We start from the raw sequence: 19146 nt of genomic DNA, 5'->3' as shown, positions 1-19146 counted from the left end.
CCTTCCCGGGTGCTCCGCGTGAGAAGTGGGGCTCCCCTCTTCCCCTCCCCTGCCGACATGAAGCACGAGTACGACGTCATCGTGGTGGGCCTGGGCCACGCGGGCTGCGAGGCCGCCCTGGCCTGTGCTCGCATGGGCCTCTCCACCCTGGGCCTCACCCTCAAGCGCGAGCGCGCCGCCGTCATGAGCTGCAACCCCGCCGTCGGTGGCACCGCCAAGGGCCACCTGGTGCGCGAGCTGGACGCGCTCGGCGGGGAGATGGGCCGCGTGGCGGACCAGGCGGGCACGCACTTCAAGACGCTGAATGCCTCGAAGGGCCCGGCCGTGCAGGCCACCCGTGTGCTGTGCGACCGGGAGGCCTACGCGCGCACCATGCAGTCCGTGCTCTGGGCCCAGCCGAACCTCACCGTGCACGAGGCCGAGGTCTCCGCCGTGGTGGCCGAGGGCGGACGTGTGGCCGGCGTGGTGCTCGGGGACGGCACGCAGGTGGCGGCGAGCGCGGTGCTGCTCACCACTGGCACCTTCCTCCAGGCCCTCATGCACGTGGGCGAGAAGAAGGAGGTGGGCGGGCGGCTCGGCGACGAGGCGGCGAAGGGGCTGTCGGACTCGCTGCGCTCGCTCGGCTTCTTGCTGGGACGCTTCAAGACGGGGACGCCCGCGCGCCTGGTACGCGACAGCATCCACTGGGCCGCGATTGAGCCGCAGCCCGGAGACTACCCGCCGCGCCCGCTGTCTCTGCGCACGCGGTGGGGGCTCGGGGGCGGAGCGTTTCCGAACCAGCCCGCGGTGACGTGCGCGCTCACGTACACCACGGCCGAGACGCACCGGATTCTGCGTGACAACATCCACCGCTCGCCGCTCTTCCAGGGGGAGATTGTCGGGCGAGGCCCGCGCTACTGCCCGTCGCTAGAGGACAAGGTGGTGCGCTTCTCGGCTCGCGAGCGGCACCTGGTGTTCCTGGAGCCCGAGGGCCCCGAGTCCCCGCTGGTGTATCCGGCGGGCCTGAGCACGAGCATGCCGGCGGAGGTGCAGCTCGAGTTCCTGCGCACGCTGCCGGGGTTGGAGAAGGTGGAGGTGGCGCGCTTTGGCTACGCGGTGGAGTACGACTACGCGCCGCCCACGCAGCTGAAGGAGACGCTGGAGACGAAGCAGGTAGAGGGCCTGTACTTCGCGGGGCAGCTCAACGGGACGAGCGGGTACGAGGAGGCGGCCTTCCAGGGGTTGTTCGCGGGAATCCAGGCGGGGCTGAAGGTGAAGGGCGAGCCGGCGCTGGTGCTCGGCCGGGACGAGGCGCACGGAGCGGTGCTGGTGGACGAGCTGGTGACGAAGGGGGTGGACGAGCCCTTCCGCATGTTCACGAGCCGCTCGGAGCATCGGCTGAAGCTGCGCGAGGGGAACGCGGAGCTGCGGTTGGCGAGGCACGGGGCGCGGGTGGGGCTGGTGTCGCGCGAGGTGCTGGAGCGGGTGGAGGAGAAGCGGCGAGCGGTGGCGGACGAGGTGGCGCGGCTGAAACGGACGGGGCTGGCGGCGAGGCTGAAGAGGCCGGAGGTGACGTACGCGGCGCTGGCGGCGGAGAAGCCGGAGGGCTGGCCGGAGCTGCTCGGGGAGGTGGTGGAGGAGGTGGAGGTGGAGGTGAAGTACGAGGGCTACATCGTGATGGCGGAGCGGGCGGCGGCGCGGGAGGCGGAGGCGTGGGATGGGTGGAGGATTCCGGGGGACTTCGCGTACGCGGGGGTGAGGGGCCTGTCGGCGGAGGCGGTGGAGAAGCTGGAGAAGGTGAGGCCGGCGACGGTGGGGCAGGCGAAGCGGATACCGGGGCTGACGCCGGCGGCGTTCTCCCTGGTGCTGGTGGCGCTGAAGCGCAGCGGGTTGGGGAGTGGCGAGGGCCCTGGAGGATGCGGGGTCTGATCGCAAAGGGGGGTGTGGACAAGGTGTGGAGAAGTTTCAGGCACCGAAAGGTGCGAGACATTTCAAGGACTTGGAGTCCGAGTAGGGAGAGGTGGCTGTGGATAACGCGCGCTTCGGCGATCTGATTGGGCAGGGGAGCAGGACGTTGGGGGTGACGTTGGGGGAGGACGTGCCGCCGCGGCTGCACCGGCTGATGGGCGAGCTGTTGAAGTGGAACGCGAAGGTGAACCTGACGGCGATAACGGCGGAGGAGGAGGTGGTGGAGAAGCACTTCCTGGACTCGCTGGCGGTGCTGCCGGAGGTGGAGGGAGCGGGGAGCGTGCTGGACGTGGGGGCGGGGGCGGGCTTCCCGGGGTTGCCGCTGAAGATGGCGAGGCCGTCGTTGGCGGTGACGATGGTGGACGCGGTGGGGAAGAAGGTGGGGTACCTGAAGGCGGTGATTGCGGTGGCGGGGTTGGGGCTGACGGGGACGAAGGCGGTGCACACGCGAGCGGAGGGCAAGCCGGAGGCGGAGGGGCTGCCGAGGGCGGACCGGGTGATCGCGAGGGCCTTCATGGACCTGCCGGACTGGCTGGACCTGGCGCCGACGTACCTGGCGGAGGGCGGGCAGGTGGTGGCGATGTTGGGCAAGGCGCTGAGCGAGGACGAGCTGCGAGCGCAGGCCGAGAAGCGGGGCCTGAAGCTGGTGTCGGCGAGGGCCTACCGGCTGCCGTTCTCGGGAGCGGAGCGTCAGGTCGCCGCGTTCGCGAAGCAGTAGAGAAGGAGGGCGCCGCGGAGCATCAACCCCTCTCCCTCTGGGAGAGGGTCAGGGTGAGGGTATAGAGGTCCCCGGGTTGAACCCGAGCGAGACGCTACCCTGTCCTCCACCTTACGGAAGCGTCGCGAAGAGGCCCGTCACTGCGCGGTGACGGAGGCCGGTGCGCTCCCAAGGACTTAGACTTTTCAAGCACCGATGGGAGTGGCCGGAGGCTCGAGACAGGAGCCGGGCCAGCCCGTGAGTCGTCGGTTGCGTTCACAGGGGGGAACGCGACATGAGCACAGCGCCGGCGAAGGAGGCCATGGGGGGTCCCGAGCGGGACAGAAACAGCGGTGGCTCGAGCCGGGGCCTGGCGCTCTGGTCCGGCATCACCTTGGTGGTGGCCCAGGTGCTGCTGGTGGCCCATGCGTGGGGCAGGTGGGCCGCGGTGGGGGCGCTGTGCACGCTCTTCGCGCTCCGCTTCGGGCTGAACACGTTCATCTTCTCCCGAGCGAAACGGCTGGGGCGCATGGGGCGGGTGGAGACGTGCGTGGTGTTGCTCGGCAACATGGCCGCGAGCACGGCGGAGTCGCAGCTGATGCGGTGGAACCTGATGGGGTGGCTCACCGTGCTGCTCCAGGCTGTCTTTCTGAATGCCTTCCCCTCGAGGGACGCGCTCACGGAGAGACGGGTAGGGCTGGGCCTGTACCTGGCGGTGTCGGCGGGGCTGGGGCTGCGCGCTGGGGTGGAGCCGGGGACGGTGGGCCTGTTCTGCCTGGCGGCGTGCGCCTTCTACGGACTGGGAGAGGCGCGCTGCCTGCTGCTGAGCGATGCGCTGGAGGCCTCGAGGGAGAGTCACCGACGGCTGCAGCGGATGCAGCGCGAGCTGGTGACGCACGAGAAGCTGTCGAGCCTGGGGCTGCTGGCCGCGGGGGTGGCGCACGAAATCAACAACCCGATGGCCTTCGTGACGAGCAACGTGCGGTCGCTGAGTCGTGACCTGGCGGCACAGGAGGAGCTGCCGGAGGAGCTGCGCGAGTACGTGGACGACGTGTTGCCGGCGACGCTGGACGGAATCCGGCGGGTGAACGCGATTGTCGCGGACCTGAAGCGCTTCGCGCGGAACGACCCCGAGGAGCCGGTGGAGTTCGATCTGAACGCGGAGGTGTCCTCGGCGCTGAGGCTGTCACAGGGGGAGCGGAGGGGGCGCTGCCAGGTGGAGCTGGAGCTGGGCGAGCTGCCACCGGTGATGGGCCAGCCGAGACAGATAGGGCAGGTGGTGCTGAACCTGCTCGTCAACGCGGTGCAGGCGGTGCCGGGGCAGGGGGGCGTGGTGAAGGTGAGGACGCGAGCGGAGGAGGAAGAGGTGGTGGTGGAGGTGCGGGACAACGGGGTGGGGATGTCGAAGGAGGTGCTGGGGCAGCTCTTCCAGCCGTTCTTCACGACGAAGCCAGTGGGGGAGGGGACGGGGCTGGGGTTGGCGGTGGCGTACGGCATCATCACGGGACATGGGGGCCGCATCGAGGTGGAGTCAGCGCTCGGGAGGGGCACGTGCTTCACGGTGCGGTTGCCGGTCGCGGCAGAGGAGCGAGTCACCACCCCTCTCCCGCCGGGAGAGGGACGGGGTGAGGGTCTCCCGGCCCACGGGTTGAGCCCGCGCGAAGCCCCCTCTCCCGCTGGGAGCGGGCTGGGGTGAGGGTCTCGGCTCAATGCTGGGGGCGGAGGGCTCGGTGAAGGTGCGGAGGGCGGGGTGATGGCCTTCTCCCATGCGTGGTGTGCCCGGCGTGGATGCGCTTCGATGAGGCGGGCGATCCGGAGCGCCGAAACGTGCTCAGCCTGGGGCTCTCCACTGGGCTACGCCTTTCGAGTGAACGCGGGCCTGCGCGTCATGTCGGGAGTGGTGGTGGTGATGCCAGTGGAGCCGCGAGTGCAGGGGCAGTGGGTGCTGCTGATGAACGGCGAGCCGAATCTGCAGCCGGGCCTGGCCTTCCTGTTGGACCCGGTCCGCTGAACACGGCGCGAATCGATGGGTGGAAGGTGCTGCTCCTCATTCTGGTCTCCTTGGGAGCGGGTTCGTTCGTCTTCCGTCTGAGCCTGGAGGTTGCCTTGGCGCAGGAGGGCTCCGCGGAGTCCGGACCCGAGCTGTCGAGGGGCGGCTCGCAGCGGGCTCGCCCCGAGTCAGCGCGGTAGCAGGGCGGACGGCTCGGCGTTTTCCGGTGGCGCTGCCCCGCGAGGAGTACGGGGGGCTGCTGTGGATGCAGCAGTTTCCGGCGGGCCGGAAGCTCACGGGAGAGGCGCGACTTGGGGGCACGGGCGAGCTGCTCGGGTGCTCGGGGGTGTTCCACGTGGAACATCCGGTAGACCGGCTCATGCGAGGTCCGAGCGCGAACGGCGGGCGAGGGGAGGCAGAGTCGCTTCTGGGCACAAGTCCGGTGCAAGCCCCGGCGTGGGCCGAGGACGGATGGAAGGCCGGGGGGCTGCACGGAGCGCGACTCCGGATGGAGGGGGCCCTCATGGAACCGCGGTCCTCGGCCGGGTGGAGCAGGGGAGGGGAGTCGACGGGGTTCCTCTGGCGGGAGGAGAGGCTTTCGGGCCGGGGGATGTTCCACGTGGAACGGTGGACCCGACTCCAGGGCGGGCGGAGGGTCCACGAAGTCTTTGGACATGGTCCGAACCCGTGGATGTCCCCTCTCCCGCTGGGAGAGGGCTAGGGTGAGGGTCTTTCCGACGGTTCCGTGCCGAATGCGAGCCGGGTCGAGGAACACGAGGGAGACGACCCTCACCCCCCGCCCTCTCCCAGAAGGAGAGGGAGCATGCGCAACACGACCAGGTCCACGAACTCCGTGGACACTCCACTAGGGGGTGTTTCGGGCAGAAGGCTGGAAGCCAATCTCCTTCGGGGCCGTGGCAGAAGGGGAATGGGGCTAGTGCCAGGGAGGGGGGACCACATGCGCCCAGGGCCAAGCCGTCACAGACGTACTTGAAGGGGTCTCATCCCCTCTCCCGAGGGGAGAGGGGAAACTGTGTCAGCACAGGTTCCGAGGGGCACTCCTTCGCAGGTCTGCCTGATGGGAATGGGACGCGAGCCTTTCCGGCCAGGACTGTTCCACGTGGAACGTGCCGGTCTAAGTGTCTGTCCTCGGCACTGAGTCGGACGGCTCGGCCGGAAGGCCAAAGCAGACCCTTTGGGGCCTTTCTGGGGAGGGGTGTTCCACGTGGAACAACGGACCCTGGCAGGGCCGAGGTGGAGCAGGGTCTATCCGAGGACAACCCGAGGCCGGAAGACAGGCTCTCTGGCCAGAAGATGTTCCACGTGGAACGTGTCTGCTTGGGGGAAGGAGGCCGATCCCCGTGAGAGGCCTTTCTGGGCGTGGAGCGTTCCACGTGGAACAACGGGCTCTCGGCCAATAGGGGCGGGCGGAGTCGCTCCGGGGAAGGCTCCGAAGGGGGGGAGGAGCGGCTCGCGGGCCAGAAGATGTTCCACGTGGAACGTGTCTGCGTTGGGGAGCGCGGCCGGTCCGCGTGAGAGGCCTTTCTGGGCGTGGAGCGTTCCACGTGGAACAGCGCGCCTGGTTGGATGCGCAGGGCAGGGGGCTTCCCATGGCTTTCTGGCCGCGGGACTTGAGGCGTGTAGGCCAGGGCTTGTTCCACGTGGAACAGCCCCGTTCGGGTCCGGGGTCCTGTGTCCGCTGGCTGCTCCAATCCCTCACCCCAGCCCTCTCCCAGGGGGAGAGGGGGCTTCTCGCGGCTCCAACCCGGGGGCCTGGCACCCTCACCCCGTCCCTCTCCCGGGGGGCGAGGGGAGTCGGGCGCGGGGCGTTCGACGGGCGGATGTCAGGCAGGCGAGCTAGAAGTCTGATCCGGTCGCGGACTGGATCAGCCGACGATTTGATGGATCAATACGGGAGTCGGTACATGCCTCCCCCGCAGAGCCCCCGGGCACTCCCGGGGCGTCGCAAGGATGGGCCACGTGGGTCGAATCATCTGCATCTCCAATCAGAAGGGCGGCGTCGGTAAGACGACCACCGCTATCAACCTCGCCGCGAGCCTCGCTGCCGCTGAGCGCAAGGTGCTCCTCGTCGACATGGACCCTCAGGGCAATGCCGGCAGCGGGCTCGGGCTCAAGCGCGAGCAGCTCCAGGGCACCGTCTATGATGCCCTCCTCGGCGGCCGTCCCATGGGCGAGCTCCTCCACCCCACCGAGCTGCGCTTCCTCCAGGTGGTTCCCGCCACCCCGGATCTCACCGGCGCCGAGGTCGAGCTCGTAGGCCAGGAGCGTCGCGAGTACCGCCTCCGCGATGCCCTCCGCCCGCTCGCCGAGCAGTACGACTACATCATCATCGACTGTCCGCCCTCGCTCGGGCTGCTCACCCTCAACTCGCTGATCGCCGCGGACTCCGTCCTCATCCCGCTGCAGTGCGAGTACTACGCGCTCGAGGGGCTCTCTCAGCTCAACCACACCATCGATCTGGTGCGGCAGGCCTTCAACCCCGAGCTGAAGATGGAGGGCATCCTGCTCACCATGTTCGACTCGCGCGCGAACATCGCCAACCAGGTCGTCGCGGACGTGCGCGGCTACTTCAAGGAGCAGGTCTTCACGTCCGTCGTCCCGCGCAACGTGCGCCTGTCCGAGTGCCCGTCCTTCGGCAAGCCCATCCTGCTCTACGACATCAAGTCCAAGGGCTGTGAGAGCTACCTGGCGCTCGGCCGCGAAATCATGCAGCGCGAGCCCAACCCGCCCCCTGCTCGCAAGGTGGCCTAGCCTCCGGGCCGCCTCCCGCCCGCATCCTTATATATGCGGGGCGCGGAGCAGCCCTCCCTCGTCTGGCCGGGACTCATGGTTCCCACCTGCCGAGGGGCTGTCGAAGTGTTGAGCCGAGCTGGAGCGGGGTCCCCGTTCCGCTCGCCCCCGCCGGGCTCCCGCGTCCCCCCGGTCGAGGTGGTGCTGTTCAGGGACGTGGCCACCCGGTCCCTCTCCGGGCGGTTGTGCCGGGCCCTCCCGGCGGAGACGACGCAGTGCTGAACGGTGACAAGCAGAAGCGGGCGTTGGGCCGTGGCCTCTCCGCCCTCATCCCCCAGGCCGCTCCTCCTCCCGCTGCTGCTGCCGCGGTGGCGGTGGTGGCTCCCGAGCCCCCGGCTCCTCCCAAGGGCAGCGTCTTCAAGCTTCCCATCGAGGCGATTCATCGCGACACCCTCCAGCCGCGTCGCCACTTCGACGAGGAGAAGCTGCGCGAGCTCACCGAGTCCATCAAGGCTCAGGGCGTCCTCATGCCCATCCTCGTGCGCAAGGACGGTGAGGGCTTCAAAATCATCGCCGGTGAGCGTCGCTGGCGCGCCTCGCAGCTCGCGGGCCTCCATGAGATTCCCGCCATCGTCCGCGAGGTCTCCGAGGTCGAGGCCTTCGAGCTCGCCCTGGTGGAGAACCTCCAGCGCGCGGACCTCAACCCCATGGAAGAGGCCGAGGGCTATCACCGCCTCGTCGAGGAGTTCGGCCTCACTCAGGACCAGGTGGCTCAGCGCGTGGGCAAGGAGCGCTCCACGGTGGCCAATGCCCTGCGTCTGCTCGGCCTGCCCCCGGAGGTGAAGGGCATGGTGGCCGAGGGCAACCTGAGCGCCGGCCATGCTCGCGCGCTGCTCGGAGTGCCCCGCATCCCGGAGATGACCGAGCTGGCCCAGCAGGTGGCGGCGCGCAAGCTGAGCGTGCGCGACACCGAGAAGCTCGTTCAGCAGGCCAAGGGCAACAAGGCGAAGGACTCGGGCAAACCGGCCAAGCTGAGCCCGCAGGTGAAGGCCCTGACCGAGGAGCTCCAGCGCATTCTGGGCACCAAAGTGCGTTTGGTGGAGAAGAGCAGTGGAAAAGGCACCATCGAAGTCGACTACTTCTCGTACGATGACCTCGATCGCATCCTGAAGGTACTCAGGAAGGAGTAGCTCGTGGCGCTCCTCGGCAAAAAAGAAGAGAAGACCAACGTACCGCTTCTAGGCAGACGGGAGGATGAATCCGTGGCAACGCGTCCGGGTGAGGTTCACACGCTGCTCGGTAAGGGCAGTGAGTTCGAGGGGAAGCTCACCTTCGAGGGACAGGTTCGTATCGACGGGAAGTTCAGCGGGCAGATCATCACCAAGGACGTGCTCGTCATTGGGGATGGGGCCCGTGTGCAGGCGGAAATCAACGCCGGCACCGTCATCATCAACGGCACCGTGGAAGGCAACGTGCGCGCCGCGCAGCTCATCGAGCTGCACGCTCCCGCGCGCGTGAAGGGCAACCTGGAGAGCCCCGCGCTCACCATGGACCGCGGCGTCATCTTCGAGGGCACCAGCAAGATGGAGAACCTCGGCAAGGGTGGAACGCCCCCGCCTCCGGGTGGTGAGGGCAAGAAGTAGTGCGCCGCGCCGAGCGCCAGCCCGTGCACGCCGCCCTGGTGGCGCTGTGCGTGCTGGCGGCCGGCTGCGGTGGTTGCAAGCAGCAGCAGGAAGAGCCGCCTGTGACTCCGGAGGCCGAGGCCCCGGAGCAGCGGTCCGCCCCGCAGCGCCGCGTGGGAGTGAAGGTGCCCATGCCGCCGGGGTGGACGGCCCAGGTGGCGCAGGATGGGAGCTTTCAGTTTGGCCCTCCCGGCCGCCCGGTGTTGCGCGTGGACCTGCGCCCCGGCCAGGGCACCACGCTGCCTTCCCCGGAAGCGCTCGCCGAGTCGGTGGAGCAGTCCTTCGGGGGCTCCGTGCACTCGTTGGAGCAGCAGTCGGGCGGCGCGGACTACTCGCTCGTGCGGGTGATGCTCGAGCCGAAGCTCGAGGATGGGGGCCTGGGGGCGCGCTACCCGGCGCTTTTCGGCGCTCGGCGCGTGGAGAAGGACCTCTTCCTGTGCGCCACCTTTCCCGGCGTCAGCACTGACGAAGTGCTCCAGGCCACCGAGGCCTGCCGCGGCATCGAGTTCCAGCAGCCGCGCTGAGCAGGCGAGGCCCCGCAAAGACATCGGGCGCAGTCACCCGGAGCCCCATGTTCTCCGAGTGCGCGCCCGATGCTTCCCCCCTCGCACCAGGGAGCCGGCCCTTCCCCCCGGACGGCCGGCACTCTGGCGGATGCATGAACTCCGGACCACTGCGGGTGGTGGACGACTGAGTGTCTCGCGCGGGTTCCGCGCTTCGGGCTGACTTCGACAGGTGTGTGCGCCCGCGGACGCTCGCCGCGAGGTGGCTCTCCTGGAATGTCGGGTGGCCTTCGCTTCCGCCCTCGCAACGCCGAGCGGGCGGGCGTATTCCGCACCGCGCGTATGAGGGCGTCCGGAGTCGGCATGCCGTCCGGGTATGGCGCTCAGCTGTGAGACACCTTCACGTAGACGGCGTGGCGCTCATCGTCGACGACGAGCGTGCCGCCATTGGCGTCGCAGGTTGTCGCCGGGTCAGCCCCGGGCACCTGCCAGCCTGGCGAATGCCTTCGCCCCGGAGCTTGGGGCCCTGGGCACTTCAGGGAGCAGGACCTTCCGGGCACGAAATCGCGCAACTGGTCCGATGGTCGGACCAGTTGGAGAACTGCGCGCCCGGAGGGTCTCCGGGTCTCTGGGGTCATGGCGCGGGTGTGCTGTGCGGATGCCCTGGCGCAGCGCGTTGCCACAAGAGGTGGGTTCAACCCGCGTCCGAGCGGTGGCCGTCTCTCACGGGAGCGGCCTTGAGGCTCGCGAGAAGGTGCTCATCGCAGGCAAGCAGGAGTGGAGAGAGGTCTCGCCTCAGTGCCTCCACATCCCGGTCAAACAGCCAGCTTAGCGTCTGTTGGGACCAGTCGAGGACAGCCTCGGACGAGAGGAGGGGCCGCACGACTCCTGCCATTCCCTCGAAGGCCCGTTCCAGCGACTGGACGAGGAGGAAGTGCCCGGGACGATTCGCCACCCCTGCGGCCATCCGCAGCATCGCGAACTCCTGTTCCACCCAGCGCTTGGAGCCATCGTCCCAGCGTGCGCTCTCCCGAAGCATGAAGCAGGCATCCTGGAGTGGCCTGAGCTCATTCTCGGAGGCGTGCGCGCAGGCGTGCACAAGTAGCCCGACAGCGGTCTCCCGCTTGAGCGCGAAGTACCCCTCCAGCAGGCGGAGTCTCTCGGGACGTGCGCTACCCCATGCATGGAGTGCCACGCCCACACTCTCGAGCGTCACGGCTTGCTCGATGGCGACCGCACGAGCCTGGCGCCCCTGTCTCCGGACGATCAGCCCGCGCTCGGCGAGACGCAGCAGCGCCTCTCGGATGGTCCCCCTCTCCACGCCATAGCTTCGCGCCAGCATCCGCTCTGAAGGAAGACCCCCGCTCGCGGGGAGCCTTCCCTGCGAAATCATGCGCTCGAGGTCCTCCTCGATGCACACGACTCGCTTCATTCTCTCCCAATGCTCCATCGCCGCCTCCTCCTGCTGGCTGGCCGTGCAGCAGGCGGGCCAGTCAGGCGGGAGGGCGTGGAAGCCGCCCTGGTGCTGAGCCGCTTCCTCATGGACGAGCTCCAGGGATGGCGCTTGCTCAGTCGAGGTGGCATCCATGTCCGTCGACTTCACCGGATGCCCATCCACCGCTGAGATACGGCGCGAGAGACAGTTCGTCCGGACGCCAGAGGCCTGGGGGCTAGGACTCCCTTCCGGGCGCGAGCTGCGCCAACTGGTCCGATGGTCGGACCAGTTGAGCGGGAACGCGCCCGGCGGGTCTCCCCCCTGGGCCTGGCGTGCGCTCAGCGCTTGAGAGCCAGCGAGAGGGCGAAGTCGCCCGCCGCGTCCGTCCAGCGCTCCGCCAACCGCAGCCCCGCGACCGACAGCTCCGCCTCCACCTGCTCCGGGTGGAACTTGCAGCTCACCTCCGTGCGCAGCACCTCGCCCGGGGCGAAGTTCACATAGCGCTTCACCGCCGGCAGCTTCACCGCCTGCGCCCGTGTGGAGATGAGCCGCATCTCTATCCAGCCGTTCTCCTCGTCGAAGGGCGCCAGGTGCTCGAAGGCCTCGGGCTCGAAGTCCGCTCCCAGCTCGCGGTTGAGCACGTGCAGCACGTTGCGGTTGAAGGCCGCCGTCACCCCCGCCCCGTCGTTGTACGCCGCGAAGAGCCGCTTGCGGCACTTGAGCAGGTCCGTCCCCAACAGCAGCCCCTCTCCCGGCTCCATCCCCGAGGCCAGCTCGGCGTAGAAGCGCGCGCGCTCGGCCGGCTTCAGGTTGCCGATGGTTCCTCCCAGGAAGGCCACCAGCCTGCGCCCTCCACGAGGCAGCCGCCCCAGGTGCCGCTCGAAGTCCCCCACCACCGCGTGCACCTTCAGCTCCGGGTACTCGCCCGCCACCGCCCTCGCCGCCTGCCTCAGGAAGGACTCGCTCACGTCGAAGGGGACGAAGCGCCTCAGCCTCCCCGTGCTCCGCAGCGCGTCCAGCAGCAGCCGCGTCTTCTCGCTGCTCCCGCTGCCCAGCTCAATCAACGTGTCCGCCCCGCTCGCTCGGGCGATGTCTCCCGCGTGCGCTACCAGGATTTCCCGCTCGCGCCGCGTGGGGTAGTACTCGGGCAGCCGCGTAATCTCGTCGAAGAGCTGGCTGCCGCGCTCGTCATAGAGCCACTTGGGTGACAGCTCTCGGGGCCTGCCCTCTCCGCACAGCCCGGCCAGCACCTCCGCGCGCAGCGCCCGCTGCGCGTCCCCCGGCTGCACGTGCACCTCCACCGTCACCTCGGGCGCGCGCTGCCGACCCAGTCCCGTCCCGCCCATCCCGCCCCTCCGTTCCATGAGTCACCTCGCGTCGCGCGCGCATCTGAAGCCGGCGAAGATTTGCCGCCGGATGGGGTAGTCCCAGTTGCGGAAGCTGTTGCGCACCGCCACCGGCGCGCTCGCCCACGCCCCACCCTTCAACACCCGGTACTCCGTCCCGAAGAACACCTCCGAGTATTCACGGTAGGGAAAAGATTTGAACCCCAAGTAACCGTCAAAGGTGCTGGAGGTCCACTCCCAAACATCTCCGAGCAGTCCCCAGACGCCGTCAGCGCTCTGGCCCGCAGGGTAGCTGCCCACGGGCGAGGGGCCCCAGGTGTCACCGCCGAGGTTGGCGTGGCTGGCGTCCCCAGGCGCGTCGCCCCAAGGGTGAACGCGGGGCCGCCCGTCCGAGCCCGCCGCGGCCTTCTCCCACTCGGCTTCGGTGGGCAGCCGCTTGCCGGCCCAGCGCGCGTAGGCGTCCGCCTCGTACCAGCACACGTGTTGCACGGGCTCGTCCCGCGGCAGAGGCTCCACCCAGCCGAAGCGCTGCCTCAGCCAGGCGCCGCCCTCCTGCGGCAGCCAGAAGAGTGGGTGGCGAATGCCCTGGGCCTGAATCCACTCGAAGCCCTTCGGGTCCCACCAGCGACTGTCTTCGTAGCCGCCGGACTCGACGAAGACGACGAAGTCCCCGTTGGTGACGGGGTGCGAGTCCAGGAGGAAGTCCTGCACGTGTACGGTGTGGGCGGGGCGCTCGTTGTCGTAGGCCCAGGGTGCGTCGCTGCCCAGGAGCACGGGGCCGCCGGAGAGGAAGACCTCGTATTGGGCGGCGCGGGCGGGGCGGGGACGGGGGAGCGCGGCGGGCCGGTACTCGTGGCTCGTCATGAGCTGCAGCGTGGCGGCGAGCGTCTCCAGGTGCTGTTGCTCGTGCTGGGCCACCATGCCGAAGACGAAGCCGCCGCGGAGCAGCGGTGCGGGAGCGTCCTCGGGGAGCTGCTGCATCCACTCGAGCGAGGCCTGGCGCACGCGGGAGGCGTAGGCGAGGGCCTGCTCGGGGGAGAGCAGGGGCAGTTGGACGCGAGAGGCGCGCGGGTGGCGGAAGGCGTCGTAGAGGGCGTCGAAGGCCGGGTCGGTGAAGGCGGGGGCGCCGAGGGCGCGCAGCAGCCATTGCTCCTCGTAGTTGGCCATATGGGCCACGTCCCAGACGATGGGGGACATGAGGGGCGAGTGCTGGCGGGTGAGGGCGTCTTCGGGCAGGCCCTCGAGCATCCGCAGCAAGCGCGAGCGCGCGGCGGTGAGCTCGGTGACAGCACGGGCCTTCCAGGGACGAGGCTCCTGCTGGCCCGCGTCCCGGCGGGCCTCGAGGGGACTGCGCATTGTGCCTCCAAAGTTAGGGAGTGAGGGGCGGTGGAGGGAGTGCCCTCGTCCTGGCGCGCGAGCCGCCCGTGAGACACCGTACGCCGAGGACTTGGGATGTTGGGAGCACTACAACCCCTCTCCCTCCGGGAGAGGGACGGGGTGAGGCTACCAGGACCCCGGGTTGAGCCCGTGCGAGGGTGTCGAGCGCAGCACGAGAACCCAGTGCTCACGGACGTGGCTGACCTGGCTGGCGGTGGGGCTGCTGGCGCTCGCGTGAGCCGCACCGGAAGCCCTGTCCGCGCGAGACTGTGCACCCCGGACGCAGACTGCCCGCCAGCAGCCGAGGGAGCACACACGAGGGAAGAGACGCGCGGCCAGAAGTGTTCTCCCGTGTTGCCCGGCTGCCCCGCGGCGGCTCATGAGTACGCGGGAGCCCGGAGCGGGGAGAGTGTCGATGGGACAGGCCCGGAACGGCCGTTCGGAGTGGTTCGAGTTGTCGGAGGAAGGCTGGAGGCGCTCCAACCGTGCCCGGCCGCTCGGTCAGCTCGTGCGGGAAGCGCTGCAGAACGCGTTCGATCAGCGAGCGCGCCGGGTGAAGGTGCGCCTGGAGGCGGACGAGGTCCGCATCGAGGACGATGCACCCGCGGGCCTGGCGCGAGACGAGTTCGCCTTCACGGTGTTCCTCGGAGAGAAGGACACGCCGCCCACGTGGCGGGGGCGCAAGGGCCGGGGCCTGAAGGAGATGATTGCCGCGAGCGACCGTGCCGAGGTGGAGACGGTGGGGCGCACGCTCGTCTTCGACGACACGGGGCGGCACGTGAAGGCCAACACGCGGCGGGTGGGCACCTGCCTGCGGCTCTTCCGCCGTACGAGCGAGCACGAGCGCGACGAGGCCGTGCGGCTCCTGCGCCTCACCATTCCTCCGCCGGGAGTGGAGCTGCTCCTCAACGGGCGTGCGGTGAGGCCGCCGAGGGCGAAGGACTCGCTGGAGGGCTGCCCGCTGGAGACGGTGGAGCTGCACCGCGGGGTGGAGCGGTACGTGGAGCGGGGAGCGCGGGTGGACCTCTACCATCCGAGGCCGGGGGAGACGCCGCACCTCTTCGAGCTGGGGCTGCCGGTGGAGCCGCACCACCTGCCGTGGCACGTGGACGTGCAGCAGCGCATTCCGCTGGCGGCCGAGCGGGACGCGGCGAGGGACGGGTACAAGCGGACGCTGGCGGGAATCATCCTCGAGTCCCTGGCGCCGGAGCTGAGCCGGCAGGAGCTGACGGGGGCGTGGGTGACGGAGGTGCTGGCGCACTTCACGCTGGGGGAGGTGGCGCTGGGGGCGTACGTGGAGAAGGTGCTGCCGGCGAGGGCGGTGCTGTCGGTGGGGCCGAGGGAGGATGACCGGGCGAGGCAGCTCGGGGCGAAGGTGGTGGACCTGAGGGGGATGCCGCTGACGGCGCTGGAGCAGCTGGAGACGGTGGTGGAGAGCGCGGACGCGTACGTGGAGCGGATGGAGGGCCCGCCGAAGGACGTGGTGGTGCAGCCGGGGGCGAGGGCGGAGCGCCTGGTGGGCGTGGTGCGCTGCCTGTCGCGGGAGCTGACGGGGAGGGAGGTGGGGGTGGAGTTCTTCGAGCGCAAGGTGAGAGACCCGAGCGCGCACGTGGATGCGGAGTACGACAGCGAGCGCCGCCTGCTGCGGGTGAACATGCGGGGAGCGGTGCGGCTGGACGAGCCACTGGAGCCGGGGACGCTCGGCATCATCCTGCACGAGCTGGCGCACGAGGCGGGGGACGAGCACGACTTCGCCTTCATCGATCGGCTGGAGGGCTTCGCGGGGAAGGCACTCCGCTGCCTGGTGGACCGGCCGGACCTGCTGGCACCCTATGCGAGCCCGAAGAAGCGGACGGGGTAGAGGGGCCCCGCGGAATCATCCAACGACAGGGAGAGGGACATGAGGCGAGTGGTCGTCTTCAACAATGTGTCGCTGGACGGGTACTTCGTGGACGCGAACGGCGACATGAGCTGGGCCCACGGCGTCGCGCAGGATGACGAGTGGAACGAGTTCGTCTCAGGGAATGCCAGTGGTGAAGGCGAGCTGCTGTTCGGCAGGAAGACGTACGAGATGATGGCGAGCTTCTGGCCGACACCGCTTGCGGCGCAGCAGTATCCGGCCGTGGCCGAGGGGATGAACAAGCTGCCGAAGGTCGTGTTCTCGAGGACGCTGGACAAGGCGACGTGGAGCAACACGAGGCTGGTGAAGGGCGGCCTGGAGGATGAAATCCGGAGGATGAAGGGTGAGCCCGGAAAGGACATGACGATTCTGGGAAGCGGCACCATCGTGTCGCAACTGGCGCAGGCGGGATTGATCGACGAGTACCAGCTCGTGGTGAATCCCATCGTGCTGGGCCAGGGGCGGACGATGTTCGAGGGCCTCGAGGAGAAGCTGCCCCTGAAGCGGACCCAGACGCGGGCCTTCGGCAATGGGGTTGTCCTGCTGTGCTACGAGCCGGCGCCATGAAGGCCAACGTCCTGCTCTGGAGCGGCATCTCCGCTGCCGGACGTCGAGTCCATGCCTGGAGCGGACAGGAAGGGGCGCGGCGGGTCGCTTCAATCGGGAGACCTGTCGTGCGGAGTCCGGCCCGCGACTTGCTGTGTGTCGTGCCAACGCCAGCGGCGAGCCGCGGGCGGAAGGACCTCGGGAAGCGAGGTTGGGCGGGTGACGGGAAGGGCGCGAGGAGGTTGACCTGGGAGGTCACCCGCCTCACGCTCCCAAGGTATGGCGCACGATCGGCGGAGTGACGTGGATGCCTTTCCCCGAGCCCCCACACAGGAGGAGTGGGAGGCGATGAGCATGGAGGAGAGGGAGCGGGTGGTGGAGTCTCTTCCCGCGGAGGTGACGTGGGATGAGATGGCGATGCCGGAGGGGGACCTGCACTCCGAGGGGAAGCGGCAGGCGTTGGGTGCACTCCGGGGCTACTTCAAGCAGCAGCGGCGCCGGGTGTACGTGGGGACGGAGTTGCCCATCTACTATCCGGGGGAGAGGCGCTTCGCGCCGGACCTGCTGGTGGTGTTGGACGCCGACCCGCACCTGCGCGGCAAGTGGGTGGTGAGCCGCGAGGGCAAGGGGCTGGACTGGGTGATGGAGGTGCACGTGGGCGGCGACCGCAAGAAGGACGCCGAGTACAACGTGCGTCGCTACGCCCGGTTGGGAATCCCCGGATACTTCATCTACGACCGCGCCAGGGAAAGGCTGGAGGCGTATCGGCTGCCTTCACCGGAGGCGAGGGAGTACGTGCGGATAGAGCCCAGGCACGGCCGGTATCCCTCGGAGGTGCTGGGGCTGGAGCTGCAACTCGACGAAGAGCGGCTGCGCTTCTGGGCGGGCAACGCCCTCCTGTTGGAGCCGGAGGAGATGAACGAGCGGCTGCGAGGGATGCTGGACGGGGCGCAGCGGCGAGCGGACGAGGAAGCACGGCAGCGCGCTGAGGAGGTACGCCGGCGCGAAGAGGCAGAGCGCCGTCTCGCGGAACTTCAGGTCGAGCTGGAGCGGCTCAAGTCCCGTGGGGAGTGAGGCTCTCGGGCCCCCACTCCAGCCGTGTCACTTCACAGGCTCGACGACCATGGCGCTTCCACCCCCGCGGCGGGTGGGCTCGGCGGCGGCGGTGACGGTGCCATCGGGGTGGAATCGGATGGCGGTGAGTGCGCCAATCTGCCCCACATTGGTGAACCCATGCCCCATGGCCGCGAGCGCGGTGGCCTCGGGCGAGGCGATGAACGCAGGCTCGGCCTGGCTCTTGTTGTCCGGCGAGTTGCGCTGGGACACGCGAGGCGCGGCCAGGGCCTGGTCAATGGGCATACCGAAGTCGAGGTGATTCACGAGCGTCTGGCCCACGGTGGTGATGATGGTGGAGCCGCCGGGGCTGCCGAGCGCGAGCACGGGGGCTCCGTCCTTGAAGACGAGCAGGGGGCTCATGCTGCTGCGGGGCCGCTTGCCCGGGGCGGGGGCGTTGGGGTGGGGCGCGTCCACGGAGGCAGGCAGGTCAAAGTCCGTCAGCTCGTTGTTGAGCAGGAAGCCGTAGCCGGGGACGACCATGCCGTTGCCTCCCTCGCCCTCGATGGTGCACGTGTACGCGACGAGGTTGCCGGCTGCATCCGAGGTGGTGATGTGCGTGGTCTCCTTATCAGGCACCGTCTCCTCGGCGGAGGGCCGAGCCACCTCGGACAGGGGCGCGGCGGTGGAGCCCTCACCCTGAAAGGGAAGGGGATTGCCGGGGGCTGCGGTGGTGGTGGAAGCCCGGGCCACGCTGAGCGCGGAGCGGCGCTGTGCGGCGTAGTCGCGCGACAGCAGTCCGGCCTCGGGGACGGAGACGAAGGCGGGGTCGCCGAGGAAGGCATTGCGGTCGGCGAAGGCGAGCCGCGAGGCCTCCAGGTAGCGGTGGAGGAAGGCGGTGCGAGACACGGACGCCGGCTCCTGGGCCTCGAGCAGATTCAAGGTGAGGGCGAGCGTGACGCCGCCGCTGCCAGGCCCGCCCATACCGTAGAGGGTGTAGCCGCGGTAGGTGCTCGTCACGGGGGGGCGGACGAGGGCCTCGTAGCGCTCGAGGTCGTCCAGCCGCATCACGCCGGGGCGCACCTTGCGCCAGGCACCGGGGACGAGCGGAGGCCGGGTGACGGTGTCGACGATGGCCTGGGCAAGCTCGCCCCGGTAGAAGACGGGGACGCCGCCCTCGGAGACGAGCCGGTAGGTCCTCGCGAGGCCGGGGTTCTTGAAGGTGGAGCCGACGGGCCAGGGCTGCCCATCCGGGCCGAGGAAGAGGGCGGCGGAGCTGGTGAAGTCGCGGAAGCGCTCGACGTTGTGACGCGTCTGCGCGACGAAGGTGGCGTCCACCTCGAAGCCCTGCTCGGCGACGTGGATGGCGGGCTGGAGGACGTCGGCGAGGGAGCGCGAGCCGTAGAGGCGGAGGGCCTCGCTCCAGCCCATGAGGGAGCCGGGGACGCCGACGGACAGGCCGCTGGTGACGAACTCGCCGAAGGGCAGGGGCGCACCCTTCTCGTAGAGGCGTGAGCGCTCCAGGGCCTGGGGTGCGGTCTCCCGGTGGTCGAGCGTGACGACGCGCTGGTCCGCGGCGAGGTAGACGACCATGAAGCCACCGCCGCCGATGCCACAGGAGTACGGGTCGGTGACGCCGAGCACGCTGGCCGCGGCCACGGCGGCGTCGACGGCATTGCCACCGGAGCGCAGCACCTGAATGGCTGCGGAGGTGGCGCGCACGTCCACGGTGGCGGCGGCGCCTCCGCGTCCGGTGGCGGTAGAGGCGGGGGGCTGCCGAGCGTCGGGCTTGAGCGCTGAGGAGGTGGCACAACCGGGGCCGAGTCCCAGGCACAGCGCTGCACTGACGGAGAAGAGAATCCTTCGCATGGAGGCGAAGCCTATCAGCCGTCCTCACCCGAGCTGTGTCCATTTCCAGG

General features: G+C 69.5%; 15 protein-coding genes. 11 read left to right on the top strand and 4 right to left on the bottom strand.

All coding sequences use genetic code 11. The features are described 5' to 3' along the window. Window positions 1–57: 57 nt before the first annotated feature. The 8 genes from mnmG to OV287_RS54560 all read left to right on the top strand — a co-directional run bounded on the left by mnmG (window position 58) and on the right by OV287_RS54560 (window position 9591). Complete coding sequence (gene mnmG, locus OV287_RS54595) at window positions 58–1908, top strand: tRNA uridine-5-carboxymethylaminomethyl(34) synthesis enzyme MnmG (protein ID WP_267542028.1); 1851 nt, start codon at window positions 58–60, stop codon at window positions 1906–1908. Window positions 1909–2005: 97 nt separating this feature from the next. Beyond that, window positions 2006–2665: a 16S rRNA (guanine(527)-N(7))-methyltransferase RsmG gene (rsmG, locus tag OV287_RS54590; RefSeq protein WP_308809854.1), complete on the top strand. Its 660-nt coding sequence runs from the start codon at window positions 2006–2008 to the stop codon at window positions 2663–2665. Window positions 2666–2939: 274 nt separating this feature from the next. Beyond that, window positions 2940–4340, top strand: a complete 1401-nt coding sequence (locus OV287_RS54585; RefSeq protein WP_267542026.1) for a sensor histidine kinase — start codon at window positions 2940–2942, stop codon at window positions 4338–4340. A 102-nt stretch (window positions 4341–4442) separates the two neighbouring features. Further along, complete coding sequence (locus tag OV287_RS54580; protein ID WP_267542025.1) at window positions 4443–4655, top strand: hypothetical protein; 213 nt, start codon at window positions 4443–4445, stop codon at window positions 4653–4655. A gap of 1959 nt (window positions 4656–6614) precedes the next feature. Beyond that, window positions 6615–7406: a ParA family protein gene (locus OV287_RS54575; protein WP_267542024.1), complete on the top strand. Its 792-nt coding sequence runs from the start codon at window positions 6615–6617 to the stop codon at window positions 7404–7406. Between the two features lie 254 nt (window positions 7407–7660). Then, the gene (locus OV287_RS54570) at window positions 7661–8575 is read left to right on the top strand and encodes a ParB/RepB/Spo0J family partition protein (RefSeq protein WP_267542023.1); all 915 of its coding nucleotides are present in this window, start codon (window positions 7661–7663) and stop codon (window positions 8573–8575) included. A gap of 3 nt (window positions 8576–8578) precedes the next feature. Further along, entirely contained in the window at window positions 8579–9028 is a 450-nt protein-coding gene (gene bacM, locus OV287_RS54565; protein WP_267542022.1) for a bactofilin BacM, read from the top strand. After that, window positions 9028–9591 (top strand): hypothetical protein, encoded by a 564-nt coding sequence (locus OV287_RS54560; protein ID WP_267542021.1) that lies wholly within the window; start codon window positions 9028–9030, stop codon window positions 9589–9591. The genes bacM and OV287_RS54560 overlap by 1 nt, the downstream gene beginning before the upstream one ends. A 673-nt stretch (window positions 9592–10264) precedes the next feature. Here the strand turns inward: OV287_RS54560 and OV287_RS54555 are convergent. From OV287_RS54555 to egtB, 3 genes are all read right to left on the bottom strand, one after another. Further along, window positions 10265–11173: a GntR family transcriptional regulator gene (locus OV287_RS54555; RefSeq protein WP_267542020.1), complete on the bottom strand. Its 909-nt coding sequence runs from the start codon at window positions 11171–11173 to the stop codon at window positions 10265–10267. Window positions 11174–11343: 170 nt separating this feature from the next. Continuing rightward, entirely contained in the window at window positions 11344–12351 is a 1008-nt protein-coding gene (gene egtD / locus OV287_RS54550; RefSeq protein WP_267542019.1) for an L-histidine N(alpha)-methyltransferase, read from the bottom strand. A gap of 21 nt (window positions 12352–12372) precedes the next feature. Beyond that, a complete protein-coding gene (gene egtB / locus OV287_RS54545) occupies window positions 12373–13707 on the bottom strand; it encodes an ergothioneine biosynthesis protein EgtB (protein ID WP_267542018.1) in 1335 nt (444 codons plus the stop codon). A 436-nt stretch (window positions 13708–14143) separates the two neighbouring features. On the opposite strand from egtB, the gene OV287_RS54540 reads away from it, so the two are divergent. From OV287_RS54540 to OV287_RS54530, 3 genes are all read left to right on the top strand, one after another. Beyond that, window positions 14144–15589 (top strand): ATP-binding protein, encoded by a 1446-nt coding sequence (locus tag OV287_RS54540; protein WP_267542017.1) that lies wholly within the window; start codon window positions 14144–14146, stop codon window positions 15587–15589. A 39-nt stretch (window positions 15590–15628) separates the two neighbouring features. After that, the gene (locus OV287_RS54535; RefSeq protein WP_267542016.1) at window positions 15629–16195 is read left to right on the top strand and encodes a dihydrofolate reductase family protein; all 567 of its coding nucleotides are present in this window, start codon (window positions 15629–15631) and stop codon (window positions 16193–16195) included. 327 nt (window positions 16196–16522) lie between these two features. Continuing rightward, a complete protein-coding gene (locus OV287_RS54530; RefSeq protein WP_267542015.1) occupies window positions 16523–17248 on the top strand; it encodes a Uma2 family endonuclease in 726 nt (241 codons plus the stop codon). Between the two features lie 27 nt (window positions 17249–17275). Here the strand turns inward: OV287_RS54530 and ggt are convergent, their stop codons facing one another. Continuing rightward, window positions 17276–19096, bottom strand: a complete 1821-nt coding sequence (gene ggt, locus OV287_RS54525) for a gamma-glutamyltransferase (RefSeq protein ID WP_267542014.1) — start codon at window positions 19094–19096, stop codon at window positions 17276–17278. Window positions 19097–19146 lie beyond the last annotated feature (50 nt).

Source organism: Archangium lansingense, assembly GCF_026626635.1.
Taxonomy (GTDB): domain Bacteria; phylum Myxococcota; class Myxococcia; order Myxococcales; family Myxococcaceae; genus Archangium; species Archangium lansingense.
This window is presented reverse-complemented; position numbering and strand designations above follow the sequence as displayed.

Excerpts from the sequence above, each read along its gene's own strand:
- OV287_RS54585 (WP_267542026.1), top strand. The coding sequence starts at position 2,940 with ATGAGCACAGCGCCGGCGAAGGAGGCCATGGGGGGTCCCGAGCGGGAC.
- mnmG (WP_267542028.1), top strand. The coding sequence starts at position 58 with ATGAAGCACGAGTACGACGTCATCGTGGTGGGCCTGGGCCACGCGGGC.
- egtD (WP_267542019.1), bottom strand. The coding sequence starts at position 12,351 with ATGGGCGGGACGGGACTGGGTCGGCAGCGCGCGCCCGAGGTGACGGTG.
- egtB (WP_267542018.1), bottom strand. The coding sequence starts at position 13,707 with ATGCGCAGTCCCCTCGAGGCCCGCCGGGACGCGGGCCAGCAGGAGCCT.
- OV287_RS54530 (WP_267542015.1), top strand. The coding sequence starts at position 16,523 with ATGAGCATGGAGGAGAGGGAGCGGGTGGTGGAGTCTCTTCCCGCGGAG.
- ggt (WP_267542014.1), bottom strand. The coding sequence starts at position 19,096 with ATGCGAAGGATTCTCTTCTCCGTCAGTGCAGCGCTGTGCCTGGGACTC.
- OV287_RS54540 (WP_267542017.1), top strand. The coding sequence starts at position 14,144 with ATGGGACAGGCCCGGAACGGCCGTTCGGAGTGGTTCGAGTTGTCGGAG.
- OV287_RS54580 (WP_267542025.1), top strand. The coding sequence starts at position 4,443 with ATGAGGCGGGCGATCCGGAGCGCCGAAACGTGCTCAGCCTGGGGCTCT.
- OV287_RS54535 (WP_267542016.1), top strand. The coding sequence starts at position 15,629 with ATGAGGCGAGTGGTCGTCTTCAACAATGTGTCGCTGGACGGGTACTTC.